Genomic DNA, 15,185 nt, shown 5'->3' on the forward strand with positions numbered 1-15,185 from the left:
AGCCTGGGTCGGGCGCAGCGCTACCCAGGAGCGTTCTCGTCATGCACCGTCTAGCTTTCGAGCAAAATCGACTTTCGACAGAACACCCGGGCGTAACTGTCTTCAACCGCCCGGTGCGTTTCCCGATACCCCAGACGCGGGTAGAACAGGATGTTCTCGGACATCCGTTCGTTGGTGTAGAGCTCGATGGCCCGACAACCCAGCGCCCGGGCCTGACCTTCGGCGAAGCTCATCAGTTGCCTGCCCAGCCCCTGGCCACGGGCCTGATTGCAGACCGCGACGTTCTGCACATGCAGGACATCGCCCTCATGCTCCAGCACCAGGACGCCCCTTACCGCACCTTCTGCCTCCAATACGAATACCGCGCACCCCGCAATGACCTGGCGGTAGTCATCGAGCATCGGCGCAGGCGCCTTACCGATTCGCGGAATACAGGGGGCTTAGGCCTCGTGGACTATCGCGATTATCGCGTCGACATCCAACTCGCTGGCGAGGCGTGTCCTAGCGCCCGCCCTTGGGCTTGCCAGCGAAGCTCGGCACCTTGCGGATGGCCTTGACCGGCGGTGTGGCAGGTTCGTCGCTTTCCATCCAGCGACCCAGGCTGCCGGACTTGCCGCCCCCCACCACCTTGGGCTTTTTCGGCTTCTTCGGTTTCTTCACCACCAGGCCGCCGGCGACCGTCTGCGGCACGCGGTGGTCGGGGATGAAGTCCGGCTCGTCGACGCGCTGCACGATCTGCTGGATCAGCGCTTCGATGGCCGAGAGCAGTTGCACCTCGTCGGCGCAGACCAGCGACACGGCCTGGCCGCTGGCCCCCGCGCGACCGGTACGACCGATGCGGTGCACGTAGTCTTCGGCGACGATGGGCAGGTCGACGTTGACCACCAGTGGCAGGTCATCGATGTCCAGGCCGCGGGCGGCCACGTCGGTGGCGACCAGTACGTCGACTTCGCCGGCCTTGAAGCGCTGCAGTGCGCGCAGGCGGGTCGGCTGCGGCTTGTCACCGTGGATCGCATCGGCACGAATGCCTGCGGCCAGCAGTTCCTGCTCGAGTTCATCGACGCCCTTGCGGGTCTTGACGAAGACCAGCACCTGCGACCATTTCCTGCTGCGGTACAGGTGCAGGAACAACTCGGCCTTGCGCTTCTTGTCGACCGGAATCAGCCACTGCTTGACCGACTTGGCGGCGGCGTTGCGCGGGCTGACTTCGATGCTCAGCGGGTCGCGCAGCATGTCGCCGGCCAGGCTGCGAATGGCCTCGGAGAAGGTCGCGGAGAACAGCAGGGTCTGGCGTTTCTTCGGCAAGGCGGCGAACAGGTCATCCAGCTCGCGGGCAAAGCCCAGGTCGAGCATGCGATCGGCTTCGTCGAGCACCAGCACCTGCAACTGGGAAAACTTCACCGCGTTCTGGCGGTACAGGTCGAGCAGCCGGCCAGGGGTGGCGACCAGTACGTCGAGACCTTTGCGCAGCTTCATCATCTGCGGGTTGATGCTCACGCCACCGTACACCGCGTAACTGCGCAGGGGCAGAAACTGCGAGTAGGTCTGCACGCTTTGCTGCACCTGCTCGGCCAGCTCGCGGGTCGGCACCAGCACCAGGGCGCGCACCGAGTTGCTGGCGACGGTCGGGCCTTCCATCATCAGGCGCTGGAGGATCGGCAGGGTGAAGGCGGCGGTCTTGCCGGTGCCGGTCTGCGCCGCAGCCATCAGATCGCGGCCCTTGATGATCGGGCCGATGGCCTGGGCCTGCACGGGCGTCGGGGTCTTGTAATCGAGGCCGTCGAGGCAGCGCAGCAGGGGTTCGATCAGGCCGAGGGAAGCGAAGGTCATGGCGGGCAACGTGGTGGGCAATGGAAATGCCCCACAGTTTATCCTGTCCGGGTAGCGCCCGCTCGGCAGTTGCAGCGCGGCGATACCCGGGGATGAACATCCTGGGTATCGCTTCGCTCAACGCCAGGCTACGAGCTCCGGCACGCGCTTCAGAACTCGCCGCGCAAGGTGAACATGTAGCTGCGCGGGTCGCCGTAATAGTTGCCACGACGCAGCTCACCCACGGACTTGTAGTACTTCTTGTCGAACAGGTTCTTGGCGTCGAGACCGATGGTCCAGTGCTGATCGATTCTCCAGCTGGCCAGGGCGTCGTAGACCGCACGGCCGGCGTTGCTCACCTCCGGCCCGAAGGTATCGGTGCTGTAGCCACTCTGTGCGGAAACGGCACCACCGACGGTGAGGCGATGCAAGGCACCGGGCAACTGGTAGGTGGTCGAGGCGCGCAGCAGGTGCTTGGGCGTCTGGTAGTCGGTGGGGCCGCCACTGGCCTTGCTGGTCTGGTTGAAGGTGTAGCCGGCCGCGACCTGCCAGCCTGACAGCAGTTCGCCGCTGGCCTCCAGTTCGTAGCCCTTGCTGCGCTGGATCTCGGCGTTGAGGTAGCAGAGGCCGTCTGCGTTACTCGCGCAGAGCGCACCGCTGGGATCCTCCGTGGCGACGTCATCCTGCTTGATGTAGAACAGCGCGGCGGAGAGGTTCAGGCGTCCGTCGTACAGCTCGCCCTTGATACCGGTTTCGTAGTTGACGCCGACGGCCGGATCCAGCAGCGAGCCCGCTGCCGTGCGGTAATCGCTTTGTGGCTGGAAGATATCGGCGTAGCTGGCGTACCACGACCACTGCTCGTCGAGGTCGTAGATGACGCCGACGAAGGGCGTGAACTGGTGGTCCTGACGATTCCCTGCCTCGGTTGCGCTGAGGGTTTCTTCGGTCTCGTATTCGTACCAGCTCAACCGCCCCCCCAGTACCACGCTCAGTGGCTCGCTGAGGTACAGGCGCGTATTGGCGTAAACCCCATAACGCGTCTCGGCGCTGTCGTTGATCGACGTCCAGCCGCTGCGCGGCGGCCTGGCCAATGCCTGATGGTTCGGGTCGAACACGTCGATGGCACCGACGCCCGCAGCGGTATTGATAGTGGCGTTCTTGCTGTACTGCTCCTCGCGGGACCAGTTGCCGCCGACCATCAGCGTATGGCGCAGGCCGAAGGCTTCGAAGCTGCCGGACAGGTTGCTGTCGATGCCGGTGTTGGTCACGTCATCGCTGCGGTACAGGGTTCGGAACAGCCGCGAGCCCGTATTGGTGGCCGGGTTGATCGCACCTTGAGGCAGTGCCGAGCGCTGATCGAAGCCCCCTTCGGCGCGGGTCAGCGAGGTCTTGCTGGTCCAGTCCTCGTCCAGGCGATATTCCAGGTCGGCGAAGACTTCGGTCTGCTCGCTTTCGTGGCGGTTCCAGTCCTGCGCCAGCGAGGTGGAACGGGAAACGTCGAGGGCCTTGCCATTGCTGTAGCGCGGCAGGCCGAAGATCGAGTAGCCGCTGGTGACGCCCGTCTGCCGGCGCAGGCCGACGGAAAGAGTCGAGGCGTCATTGAGGTCGGCTTCGACGATGCCGTAGAACAGCGGCTTGCGGCTGGCTTCGCGGTCGTAGAAATACTGGCGATCCTCGTAGGCCACCAGGGCACGACCGCGCAGGGTGCGGGACTCGTTCAGGGCGCCGCTGCCGTCCAGGTCCATGCGGTAGAAATCGTCGGAGCCGGCGCGGGTGGTCACCGAGAAGTGCGGCTCGGCGGTCGGCCGCTTGCGCACCAGATTGACCGCGCCGCCCGGGTTGCCGTTGCCGACCAGCAGGCCGGCGGCGCCGCGAAGGATTTCCACGCGGTCGTAAACGGCGGTGTCCGGGGTCATCCAGCCGGTGGGGCTGTGGATCACGCCGGGCATGCCATCGACCAGATAGGCATCGGCGCCCAGCTCGAAGCCCCGGGAATTGTACTGATGGTCGCCGAAGTTGCGCGTCTGCAGGGTGATACCCGGCGCGCTGTAGAGCACCTGATCCAGGGAAGTGAAGTTGCGGTCGTCCATCTGCTGGCGGGTGATCACGCTGACCGACTGCGGGGTTTCACGCAGCGACTGCGCGCCCTTGCCCAGGGTGACCGCACGGGTGGTATAGGAACCGGTACCCTCGCTAGCGCTGCTCGCCAGGTCACTGCTGATGGTGGTGGCCTGCAGGTCGAGCGCGGCGGACGGCGCGCGCTCCATGATCAGCCAGACATCGCCGCTGCGCTGCACCACCAGCCCCGATCCCGCGAGCAGACGCTGCAATGCATCGTCGATGGCGAAGGTACCTTTCAGCGCAGGCGCCGAGCGGCGTGCGACCAGGCGATCATCGACGGCGAGGGTCACCCCGGCCTGGCTGGCGAGCTGCCTCAGGGTGGCAGCCAGCGGCTGGGCCGGCAGATCCAGTTCGACGGGGGCTGCCTGTACGCCCAGTGCCAGCGTCAGGGCGCTGGCGGTAGCCAGTGTTTTCAGGGAGGTGCGCAGCATGATGGGTCTCGTGATGATCTCGGATACCCCTTGACGCAGCAGGCCCCGAAAAACCCAACCTGGCACGCGAAAATTTTCAACGCGGCAGCAACAGGGTGCCGTCGGCGCGTTCCTGCAACCGTACCCCGGCAAGCTGCGGCAAGGCCTGAACGAATGCCTCGATATCGGCCACCTGTACCACGGCGGTAATGGTTTGCGGCACTACCGCCTGCTCGAGGCGCAGCGGCTTTTCGCGATAACGGGCCAGACCGGCCACCACCTCGCCCAGATCGGCCTGTTCGAAAACCAGGCTGCCGCTGCTGAAGCCGAAAGCGCCCGCCGCCTTGCGATCGGAACGCCGCAGCCCGACAGGCTGACGATAAAGGCCGACCTGATCGGCGCCCAGCTCGATGCGCTGCTCGCCGCTGGTCATCGCTACGCGGCCACGGGCCACGCTGACCTGCACACGTCGGTCGAACCTCTCGACCACGAAACGCGTCCCCAGCACCCGCACCTGTGCCGCACCAGCATCGACCACGAAGGGGCGTTGCGGGTCGTGGCGCACGTCGAAGATGGCCCGACCACGCAACAGCGTCAGATGCCGCACGCGGTCATCGAAGAGCACCTGAATGCGTGTATCGGCATCCATCTGCACCTCGCTGCCGTCGGCCAGTTGCATGCGCCGCAACGCACCGATGCCGGTGAACAACTGCAGTTCCTGGCGCGCGGCGTGGCGGGCCAGCAGCCAGGCACCCAGGCCGCCGAGCAGCAAGCCGCCGAGCATGCCGTTGCGCAGAAAGCGCCGGCGCCCGACGTTCTCCATGGCGCCGGCCAGGGCACGGGTCTGCTCGGTGCTGGAAAAGTCGCCCCACAGGCGCTTGAAGCTGTGAAATTCCTGAGCGTTGCGCGGGTCGGCGGCCAGCCAGCTGGCGAAGACCTGACGTTCGGGGTGATCGTCCGGCACCTCGAGCAGCCGCGCGAACCAGTGCGCCGCCTCACGACGCCGCGCACTCATGGGCAGAGCAGCTCGCGGGCCTCGTGCAGATCGAGCAAGGCACGCACCAGGTGGCGCTCGACCATGGTGGTACTGATCTGCAGCATCGCGGCGACCTCCACCTGGCGGTGCCCTTCGATACGCACCAGCCAGAACACCTCACGGCAGCGTGGCGGCAGGCAATCGAGAATGCGCTGCAGGGCGTCCAGACGCTGCTGGAGATCGGCCAGATGTTCGGCCGACGGGACGAACGACGCGCCATCGTCGAGATCCATGCGCGGCTCGCTGCCTGCCTCGGGCAGGGGCTGGTAGCGCGAGGCGTCGCGGTAATGGTCGATCAACACGCAATGGGCGATGCGCCGCAGATAGGCGTTGGGCTGCTCGATGACGCCACGCTGGTTGGCGAGCACGAAACGAATGAAGGCATCGTGCAGCACGTCGTAGGCACGCTGCACGCAATGGGTACGCCGGCTCAGGCTCAGCAGCAGATCGGTGTAGGCCCAGCGCAAATTGATTCCGCCCCACTCCATCATCCACCTCGGCCATGTTTCGACGGCGTCAGCCATCAGGGGGCCGGCAGTATAGAGAGCGCCCCAAGGCAAAGTAAATGAGAACTATTAGTGGCCGACCGAGCGGCCGAGCGCCACTCAGTTCAATGCGCCGAGCAGCGACCGCACCTTGGCTGCGGACATACCCTGCAGTTGTCGCAGGAAGTCGTGATCGACCATGCTGCGGCCGTATTGCTCGCGCAGCAGGCGGCACAGATGCAGGGTCAGGTTGGCGGCCATTTCCGCGTCGGCCAGCGCCCGGTGGGCCTTGCCGGTGTCCGGCAGGCGCGCCCAGCGATTGAGGTTGCCGAGCTTGTGGCTCGGGGCGCCAGGCAGCAGACGCCGTGACAGCAGCAGCGAGCAGGCGAACTGCTGGATACGCGTGCGGCCGATCAGGCCCAGTTCGGCGTCCCAGAACTTCTGATCGAAGGAGGCGTTGTGCGCCAGCATGGGAATGTCGCCGACGAACTCGGCGACCTCGTGCATCACCTCGGCTGCCGGTGGTGCGCTGCGCAGCATGGCATTGCTGATGCCGGTCAGTTGCTCGATGAACGGCGGCACCCAGGCACCACTGTTCATCAGGCTCTGGTAGCGCGCGGTGATCTGCCCGTTCTCGATGATCACTACACCGATTTCGGTGGCGCGGGCCTGCTGGGCCGGCGACATGCCGGTGGTTTCGAAGTCGATGACGGCAATGGGTTTCACGTGAAGCCTCAGTGTTTCAGCAACAGATGCCCCTCGATGGGCACATAACGAGTGGCCGCGCGCACCAGCGACTGTGCGGTAAGCCCGGGAACGCCGTAGGCAACCGCCTCGACGCCATGACGTTGGCGAATGCGTTCGAGCAGCAGATCGAAATCGCCGTCACCGGAGGCCAGCACCACGCTGTCGACGTTCGCCGCCGCGTCCATCACGTCGAGGGTGATGCCCACGTCCCAGTCACCCTTGGCCGAGCCGTCACTGCGCTGAATGTAGGGTTTGAGCTTCACGGTGAAGCCGAGGTTGCGCAGGATCTGCTGGAACTGCTGTTGCTTGGGATCGCCGCGGTCGATGGCATAGGCGTACGCCTCGACGATCTCGCCGCCGCCGGCCAGCTCGGCCCACAGCGCGGTGTAGTTAAAGTGACAGCCGTAGGCCTGGCGTACGGTGTAATAGAGATTCTGCACATCGGCGAACACGGCTATTTTCTTCACCGGACATCCTCACAAGGGCTCGCGCGGGTCGCACGGCGGCCAGTATGCCAGTGTCACGCCCCTCAGGTCGAAAGCCATGGCCCGCTGGTAATCGGATCACTGGCCGGGAAACCGACGCCCTCGTATGATGACGACCTGTTTTTCTGGCCGCGACTTTCCATGAAACCCCTCGACGCCCTGCGTGACGCCTGGTTCTTCTTCCGGCAAAACCTGCTGCAGATCATTCTCCTGTGCCTGCCCTTCCTGCTGCTCGAGGCCGCGCTGAGCATGCAGCTCGAAGGGCTGGTCGCAGCCGCCAAGGTACCGCTCTACGACGTGCTGCTCGGGCTGCTTTTCTATCCGCTGTACAGCGCCGCGTTGATCCTCTTCATCGATGCCCGCAGCCGTGGCGAACAGCCGGCCAGGGGCGCGCTGGTCGCCATGAGCCTGAGCCTGAGCCTGTGGCCGCGCTTCGTGCTGCTGGCCGGCATCGGCACCCTGGCGATCATGCTCGGCGCCTCGCTGTTCATCCTGCCGGGGCTGTGGCTGATGGTGCGCCTGGTGTTTTCCGACTACCTGCTGGTGCTGCGTGGAATGTCGCCGCTGCAGGCGCTGCACCAGAGCCTGCAGCTGACCCACGGGCATTTCTGGCCGATTCTCACCTGCGTGATGCTGGTCATGGTGCCGCCCTGGCTGGTGGGCTTCTGGGCCGGCGATATCGCGGCCGAGCCTGCCGGGCGCCTGCTGCTGGACCTGCTGCTCGGCCTCTTCCAGCTATTCACCACGGTGGTTGTGTTCCGCCTGTACATGTTGCGCACGGGCGACAACACCGCGCCGTAATCTGCCGGGCAACCCACCGTTCAGAAGCTGTTTACGATCTGCTGCGCGTCAGCCATGGGGCGTTAAAAACAGGCTGGATCGCCAGCCCGGTCGGCAAGCCGCTTGCGGCCAACGCACTTCAGTGCAACCCCGAAGAGGCGAGCGAAGCGATTAATGCGTACGCGCGCGTGCGAGCCCAGCCCGCTTCCCCGCCTGTATTGACCAGCCGGAGGCTGTTACTCACGTAGCGCCTCGCCTGGCTCTAGCTCGCGAGAGCCTAAATGGCTTCTTGGACCGAGACGACCACGTGGCAGGAAAATCAACGACGCCGTGGCAATGCAGTACCTGACAGTGGTTGGACCCTCGATAACAAGAAACCCCGCCTGGTGCGCTGAGCACGATCGAAGCAAGCCAGCCCCGTAGCCCGGGTTGAGCGTAGCGATACACGGCAAACCCACCCTGGGTTATCGCTACGCTCAACGTCAGCTACGTTACGCAGCCCCATCCTGCTTGGATCGTCTTACTGAATCTTGTAGGTGAACGTGTTCTTCACATTCGCCACGGCGACCGTCTGGCCGTTGACCACCTTTGGCTGATAGCGAAACGTCTTCGCCGCGGCAAGCGAGGGCTTGACGAAAAGCGGGTGACAATCGCCTACCACCTGGGGATCTTCGACCCGGCCCTGGGCATTTACCCGATAAGCGACGGTGCACTCCCCTTCGATCTTGCGATCCAGCGCGCGCTGGGGATAGTCCGGTGCATTCTTGGCAATCGGCAGGTACTGTCGGCTGGCAGCAGCCGCTGCTTCGGCGCGTGCGGCCGCGGCGGCGGCTGTTTGTCGCTCTACCTCAGCCTGCCTGGCCTGGGCGACCTGCTGTTGCTGCAGGCGAGCCTGACGCTGTAGCTCTTCTCGCACAACCCGCTCTTGGCGCAACGCTTCTTCGCGGCGTTGCTGCTGGCGGTCACGTTCGATGCGCTGCTGCCTTTCCTTTTCCTGCTGTTGCTGCTGCACACGCTTGAGCGCCAGATCCGCCTTCTGCACCTGAGGCTTCTCGACCAGCGGCTCCGGCATCGGCATCGGCGCCGGTTCTGGCGCTGTCACTGTCGGCATGGGCGCCGCGACTGGAGGCGGCGGTGGTTGCACTGCGGGCGCGGGCAGCGAGATCAACTGAGTGGTGATCACCGCAGAAACCACAGGCGGCATCGGTGCGTTGTGCGACAGGTTGAGCAACACGAACGCCAGACCGATATGCAACGCCACCGCCACACCCAGCGCGAAACTGTGCTCGCGCCAGGCAGGCCAGGAGAAACGCGGTTCGTGCAGTTCCAGGGTCAGAGCATTCATCTCAGGGCGCCTCGGTGATCAGGCCGAGACGGCTGACGCCGCCACGCTGCAGTTCGGCGATTCCGGCGACCACGGCGCCATAATCGGCATTCTGGTCGGCGCGGATATACACCTGGGTCTCCGGGTTTTCGGCAACGATACTGGCGATCTTCGCGCCCATCTGCGCCTTGTCCACCGCACTGTCGGTCTGCGACTCGGTGTCCACTTCGCTACCCAGATTCCAGTAGTAACTGCCGTCATCCTTGACCGAGAGCGTGACGATGCGCTGCTCGTTCGGTGTCGGTAGAGCTTCGGCAGCCACCTTGGGCAGTTCGATCTGCACACCCTGTACCAGCATCGGCGCGGTGACCATGAAGATAACCAGCAGCACCAGCATCACGTCGATGTAGGGCACCACGTTCATTTCGGCTTTCAGGCCGTGTTTTCTCGTCGGTCTTGCCAGCATGGAGAATCCCTCCTCAGGCCGCTGCGGCAATGCTTGGCGCCGCACCGTTGAGACGTCGGTGCAGGCGACCTTGCAGCTCATTGCCAAAGGCGTAGTAGCGAGCGATCAGGGTCTGGGTGCGCGCCGAAAAACGGTTGTAGGCCATTACCGCCGGGATTGCTGCGAACAGGCCGATGGCAGTGGCGATCAGCGCTTCGGCGATACCTGGTGCCACGGTCGAGAGGGTCGCCTGCTGCACCTGGGACAGGCCGAGAAAGGAATTCATGATCCCCCATACGGTGCCGAACAGACCGATGTAGGGGCTGACCGACCCCACGGTGGCAAGGAACGGCAGACCTTTTTCCAGGCGTTCCTCCTGCTCGGCGATGGCCACGTGCAGGCTGCGCTCCACGCCGTCGAGCACGCTGTCCGGGTTGTCGCCGGCGTGCGGCTGCAACTGGTTGAAGGTCTGATAACCGGCGAGAAAGATGCGCTGCAGGGCGGCATCCGCTGGCAGCTCCTGCTGTGCACCTTCGCGGTAGAGCCCGCCGATTTCATCACTGCGAAAACGCTTGAGAAAGGCTTTCGCCAGACGCTCGCTACGGCGCATCACCGCGCCTCGCTGGACGATCAGGTACCAACTGACCAGCGACGCCAGCACCAGGCAGAGCATTACCGCCTGCACCACGATGCTGGCCTCGCTGATGAGGCCCCAGACGGTCATGTGTTCGAGATGGGCTTGGTTTTGCATCATGGATTCCTTCGGTTGCACGAGCACCATGGCTCACATTGGAAGGCAGGGACGTTACGCACTGATGGCAGGCGCGACGTCCTGCACCTCATTCCAGCCCCAGCGCATCGGCGACCGCCGACCAGGGCACGTATTTGTAGTTCTGGGTGCCTTCGGGCATGCGCTTGCGACCGTCCTGCACCACCAGCATGCCGGCACTCCAAGGCCCTCCCAGGTTGGCCGAGGTGACTTCCAGGCCGTCGGTTTGCGAAGCGCCGTCTATACCCAGCCCGGCATTCAGGCCAACCTTGAAACTGCCACGCAGCGTGTAGGGCGCCAGAGCCTCGACCACCACGTAGCTGTCGTTGCCCTGGCTGGAGATCACCAGGTAGTCACGCTGCTTGCCGTGATAGAGCCCCAGCCCTTCGATGTCGTCTTTTAGCGGGCCACCGATGGCGATGACTTTCTCCAGCGCTGCCTGCGCATCACTGCGGGCATCCAGCGCCCACACCGCCACGTTTTCCTCGCCGATATACAGGCGCTCGTTGCGGTCATCGGCCACGCAGCCCTCCGGCTGGGTCTCGGTCTTGAAGCGCCTCACCAGTTGGCCGGTCGCCTTGCCGCTATCACCGGTCAGGCGGTATTGCAGGAAGGTGCCGTCCTTGTCGTTGGCGATGGCGTGGATGGCGCCCTGGCGATCCTTGAACAGACACAGCCCGTAGATGTCCTCGAGCGGCGTGGCGAGCTGGCCGATATCGCTGAGCTCGCCGCTGGTCTGATCGATGGCGAACAGGTGCAGGCTGTGGTGATCGCGGTTACTGGCCACGGCCAGGTCCACCTGACGATTGCCAAGCTGGAAGCCGGGACGGATATCGACGTTGTTGAGCCGGCCAACACGCAGGCTCTGCACCTGCTTGCCCGCCAGGTCGTATGCCAGCAACCCACCTTTCTTGTCAGTACCCAGCACGCGGCTGCGTTCGGGATGGCGCGTGTTGACCCAGATAGCGGGATCGTCCGCGGCATCGCCAAGGCTGGGCACGCCATCGGTCTGCACCAACGGCGCGACCTGTGCGATAGCTGGCGCGTGCGGAGTCGCTTGCGGCGTCCAGCTCAACATCGCTGTACGGGCACCATCATCGTCGCCGAGCAGCAATTCGAGGCCTTCGCTCGTGGCTCGCGCGCTGACCTGCTCCGGCTCGCTGAGGCCATCGAGCTTCACCACACCAGCGCGCTGCCACTGCCCGGCACTGCGTTGATACAGGTGCAGGTTCGCGGCCGCAGAGTCGAGCAGCAGCAATCCATCGGGCAGAACGGCCATACCCGCTGCACGTTCAACCAGCGCCCCAAAAGGCGCGAGCAGCTCTACCGGCTCACGTACCAGCGGCGCTTCGGCGCCAGCCTGATAGCGCCAGACACCGACATTCTCCTCGTTGACGTAGAGGCTCTCACTGCGGTCATCGACCTGACAGAAGCCGCTTTGCGGCGGCAGGCTCAGGGCACGAACCTGGCGCGCCTCATTCAGCGGCCGTCCGTTTTCGGCAACCAGCCATTGCTCGCCGATGCCCTCCTCGCCCACCAGAAACAGGTAGTCGTTGCGTACGCTGTCGCGGTACAGGCACAGCCCCTCGATGGCAAAACGTGTTTTCGGCAGGTAATGAGCGCTACCCCAGGCATCGCCTTGCAGCCTTGCCACCAGCGCCTGCTGACGCTTCTTGTCGAGGGTGGCGACCAGCAGGCCGCCAGCATCTGCACGGTGGTCGAGGGTTTCGAAACGACCGGGCAATTCGCTTAGCAGCTGCGCGTTGCGGTCGCTCACCTGCAGCGCCTTGGGGCCGATCTGCAGGCGTTCGGCGTTTGCCAGGAATGACTGCGGTGCGAGCCACTGGGTGCTTTCGGTCTCGATCAACGCGTCGTTGATCGAGAGCGTTGGCGCCAGGGCAAGTACTGGTTGTGTTGCGGTACTGCTCTGGCAAGCAGCCAGCGCAACGCACAGCCCCAACAGGGACAGATTGAACATACGCATGGGAACGGAGCGTCCTTGAGAGGGCGCGCCGGGCGCCCTCGATGATCATCAGAAATGCGTGAGGGTCAGGCCAACCTTGTAGGTCGGGCCGTACTCTTCGTACTGGGCGTTGTAGGCGTGGCGCCCGGTGTAGACGTAGTAGGACTCGTCCGTGATGTTCTGCGCCTCGAAGGTCAGTTGCAGGTCCGGCGTGAGGAAGTAACCGGCCTTGAAGTCGACGAACAATTGGTCGTCGACATGCAGGTCCTGACTCTTGTCCTCGATGGAGCCGATCTCGTAGAGGTAGCTGGACTTGTAGTTGGCCGCTACGCGCACGTTGAAACGATCATTCTCCCAGCCGAGCATGACGTTGCCGACGGTATCGGACTGGTTGGGCATCTCGATCGAGCGTTTGGCGCCCTGCCCCTCGATGGTCGCGTCGGATTTGCTGAGGGTCAGGTTGGCGCCCAGCAGTACGCCGTTCCAGGGCGCCGGCAGCCAGTCGAATTTCTGCGAGTAGGCCAACTCGACCCCGTAGAGCTTGGCGCTGCTGCCGTTCTCGAAGCTCAGCGCTTCGTCGAAATCGGCCCAGGCTCCCGTGCCGGCGAGGTCGGTGTTGTAGATGAAATTGTCGATGTCCTTGTAAAACACGAACCCGGACAGCACGCCAGCGCGACCCATGTAATGCTCGATACCGAGGTCGACGTTCATCGACTCCAGTGGCTTGAGATCTGGGTTGCCAAAGGATGCATCTCCACCATCGATGGCGAAGCCCGGTGCCAGCTGGCCAAAGGTCGGCCGCACCACGGTATTGGTCCAGGCAGCGCGAATGGCCGTAGACGGCGACAACTGATAGCGCGCATGCAGGCCCGGCAGCCAATGGTCGTAGCGGTTCTTGCTCTGGGTGCTTTCATACACACCATCGCGCAGGCCGGTGCCCTTGGCTTCGAATTCGGTGCCTTCGTAGCGCAGGCCCGCAATGAAGCGCCAGTCATCGACGTCGAGGCTGTTCATCAGGTAGGCGGCGTTGATGTCTTCGCGCATGTCGAAGTCATTGATGCGCGAATTTTCCTCGTCGTAGAACGCGTCGCGATCCAGGCCGCCGATCAGATCCTTGATCGCCCCGGCGCTGATGCCATTGCCATAGTTGCCCAAGGAATAATCGACGTTACCGCTCTGGAAACCGCCCAGATCGACGCCGGAAAAATCGTCGTATACCCACACGTCGGTATCGCTGGTCTTGTCACGACGGCTGAGCTTGCCACCGAATTTGACCTGTGCGGCATTGCCGCTGAGCTCGTAGTCACGGGCCAGATCGAGGCGAACGTTCTTTTCCTTGTCCTTGCCGTTGACCTTCTCCACCTCCACCTCGTCGAGGGTGAAGGATGCCGGGTCGTAGAAGGCGCCCCCGGCGCTGAGCAGCGGTTTGCGCGTACCGTCGAAACCGACATCAGTGAAGTCGCCAACGAACTGCGCACCAGCGATACCACCCGGATCCTTCTCGGTGGCCTGGCTGTAGCCGGCCTGGCCACTGAGCGTCCACAGGTCGATCATGCGCTCGCCGCCGATCACGTACGACTGGATCTCCTGAGTGTCCTTGCGCGACTTGAGGTCGCGCCAGCCCTCGGCATCGCCCCGTTCGCCGGAAGCCTGCGGGTCGGCGAACTCGACACCTGCCGCGTTGCGGGTCTCGGTGTCCTTGAACTTGCTGTACAGCGTGCGCAGGTAGTAGTTGGCGTAATCGTCCGGCTGGTAATCGAAGTTCAGGCCGAAGCCGGTGCGCTCGCGGGTGATTTCATAGTCACGTTGCTCGACTTCGTTTAGCCGGGCGCCATCCGAGAAATCCCAGCTGCCACCGGTCTCGACGTTTTCCGAACCGAACTTGCGTTTCTGCCAACTGAACGCCGCAGCCACGCCAAAGTTGTCGGTGCCGTCGCCCAGGCTGAAGCGGTCGCTGATCGCGCCGGAGAATTTCGGACTGTTCTCGCTGACGTTGGTGTCGTGGCTGCCCTCGGCAGAGAAGGTGTAGAACAGGCCGTCGTGGTCGAACGCCGAGAGGCTTTCCACCTCGATGGTACCGCCGAGGGAGTTGGCATCCATGTCCGGGGTCAGGCTCTTGACCACCGACAGCGACTGCACCAGTTCGGCCGGCAGAACGTCGAGCGCCACGGCGCGACGATCGCCTTCCGGGGCGGGTACCAGGGTGCCATTGATGGTTACGCTGTTCAGATCCGGCGCAATGCCACGCACGCTGACGAAACGGCCCTCGCCCTGATCGCGCTCGACCGACAGGCCGGGGATACGCTGCAGCGCTTCGGCGGCATTGTCGTCCGGCAGTTGGCCGACGCCATCGGCATGCACCACGCTCTTGATGCTGTCGGCGCTCTTCTGCTCGCGTAGCGCCTTGTCGATACTCGCGGCCTGGCCGATCACTTCGACACGCTCGACCGCTTCTTCCTCTGCCCAGGCTGGCGCAGCGCTTATGGCGATGGTCAGCAGGCTGACCCTGAATCCGGCATTACGGATTTGACGAAAAGGCATTGCCACCTTGAATCCCTCGTTCCAATGGCCCCTGGCGACACCAGGAATGGCTGCGGACGTTAGAAATCCTTTGTGGCACTTGCGTGACAGGGAGCGGCACAGCGCCGCGAAACCGCCATTTTCCGGGTGTTTACGCAGGCTTTTGAGCTGAAATGACCCCCATCGCAAGGTGTCCATTTCGCCGGCAAGCGGGTTGTCAGCGGGTACATCAGCGTCCCAATGGCCAGGCAATACGTGGGCATATGCCGCCGCAGGCATTGCACGACGACT

Annotated in this window: 13 protein-coding genes; 1 reads left to right on the plus strand and 12 read right to left on the minus strand. The window is 64.0% G+C overall.

The features are described 5' to 3' along the window. Positions 1 to 50 precede the first annotated feature (50 nt). The 7 genes from BLR94_RS23765 to BLR94_RS23795 all read right to left on the minus strand — a co-directional run bounded on the left by BLR94_RS23765 (position 51) and on the right by BLR94_RS23795 (position 7,075). Positions 51 to 401, minus strand: coding sequence for a GNAT family N-acetyltransferase (locus BLR94_RS23765; RefSeq protein WP_084308478.1), 351 nt, complete (start codon positions 399 to 401; stop codon positions 51 to 53). 100 nt (positions 402 to 501) lie between these two features. Further along, on the minus strand, positions 502 to 1,830 hold the full coding sequence (gene rhlE1, locus BLR94_RS23770) for an RNA helicase RhlE1 (RefSeq protein WP_084308477.1): 1,329 nt from the start codon (positions 1,828 to 1,830) through the stop codon (positions 502 to 504). A 149-nt stretch (positions 1,831 to 1,979) separates the two neighbouring features. Next, positions 1,980 to 4,361 carry a TonB-dependent siderophore receptor gene (locus BLR94_RS23775; RefSeq protein WP_084308476.1) on the minus strand — a complete coding sequence of 794 codons (2,382 nt, stop codon included), beginning with the start codon at positions 4,359 to 4,361 and terminating at the stop codon, positions 1,980 to 1,982. A gap of 76 nt (positions 4,362 to 4,437) precedes the next feature. Beyond that, on the minus strand, positions 4,438 to 5,355 hold the full coding sequence (locus BLR94_RS23780) for a FecR family protein (protein ID WP_084308475.1): 918 nt from the start codon (positions 5,353 to 5,355) through the stop codon (positions 4,438 to 4,440). Further along, positions 5,352 to 5,900, minus strand: a complete 549-nt coding sequence (locus tag BLR94_RS23785; RefSeq protein WP_208601364.1) for a sigma-70 family RNA polymerase sigma factor — start codon at positions 5,898 to 5,900, stop codon at positions 5,352 to 5,354. The genes BLR94_RS23780 and BLR94_RS23785 overlap by 4 nt, the downstream gene beginning before the upstream one ends. 81 nt (positions 5,901 to 5,981) lie before the next feature. Beyond that, a complete protein-coding gene (locus BLR94_RS23790; RefSeq protein ID WP_084308473.1) occupies positions 5,982 to 6,587 on the minus strand; it encodes a 3'-5' exonuclease in 606 nt (201 codons plus the stop codon). 8 nt (positions 6,588 to 6,595) lie between these two features. After that, positions 6,596 to 7,075: an NYN domain-containing protein gene (locus tag BLR94_RS23795; protein WP_084308472.1), complete on the minus strand. Its 480-nt coding sequence runs from the start codon at positions 7,073 to 7,075 to the stop codon at positions 6,596 to 6,598. A gap of 159 nt (positions 7,076 to 7,234) precedes the next feature. On the opposite strand from BLR94_RS23795, the gene BLR94_RS23800 reads away from it, so the two are divergent. Then, entirely contained in the window at positions 7,235 to 7,894 is a 660-nt protein-coding gene (locus BLR94_RS23800) for a YciC family protein (protein WP_084308471.1), read from the plus strand. Positions 7,895 to 8,393: 499 nt separating this feature from the next. Here BLR94_RS23800 and BLR94_RS23805 read toward each other — a convergent pair whose 3' ends face one another. The 5 genes from BLR94_RS23805 to BLR94_RS23825 all read right to left on the minus strand — a co-directional run bounded on the left by BLR94_RS23805 (position 8,394) and on the right by BLR94_RS23825 (position 14,915). Next, positions 8,394 to 9,218 carry an energy transducer TonB gene (locus BLR94_RS23805; protein ID WP_084308470.1) on the minus strand — a complete coding sequence of 275 codons (825 nt, stop codon included), beginning with the start codon at positions 9,216 to 9,218 and terminating at the stop codon, positions 8,394 to 8,396. Between the two features lies 1 nt (position 9,219). After that, a complete protein-coding gene (tolR, locus tag BLR94_RS23810; protein ID WP_084308469.1) occupies positions 9,220 to 9,663 on the minus strand; it encodes a protein TolR in 444 nt (147 codons plus the stop codon). Positions 9,664 to 9,676: 13 nt separating this feature from the next. Then, positions 9,677 to 10,393, minus strand: coding sequence for a protein TolQ (gene tolQ / locus BLR94_RS23815; RefSeq protein WP_084308468.1), 717 nt, complete (start codon positions 10,391 to 10,393; stop codon positions 9,677 to 9,679). A gap of 88 nt (positions 10,394 to 10,481) precedes the next feature. Continuing rightward, the gene (locus BLR94_RS23820) at positions 10,482 to 12,395 is read right to left on the minus strand and encodes a phytase (RefSeq protein ID WP_084308467.1); all 1,914 of its coding nucleotides are present in this window, start codon (positions 12,393 to 12,395) and stop codon (positions 10,482 to 10,484) included. Positions 12,396 to 12,443: 48 nt separating this feature from the next. Continuing rightward, complete coding sequence (locus BLR94_RS23825) at positions 12,444 to 14,915, minus strand: TonB-dependent receptor (protein ID WP_084308466.1); 2,472 nt, start codon at positions 14,913 to 14,915, stop codon at positions 12,444 to 12,446. Between the last annotated feature and the right edge of the window lie 270 nt (positions 14,916 to 15,185).

This window comes from Phytopseudomonas flavescens (assembly GCF_900100535.1).
Lineage (GTDB): Bacteria > Pseudomonadota > Gammaproteobacteria > Pseudomonadales > Pseudomonadaceae > Aquipseudomonas > Aquipseudomonas flavescens.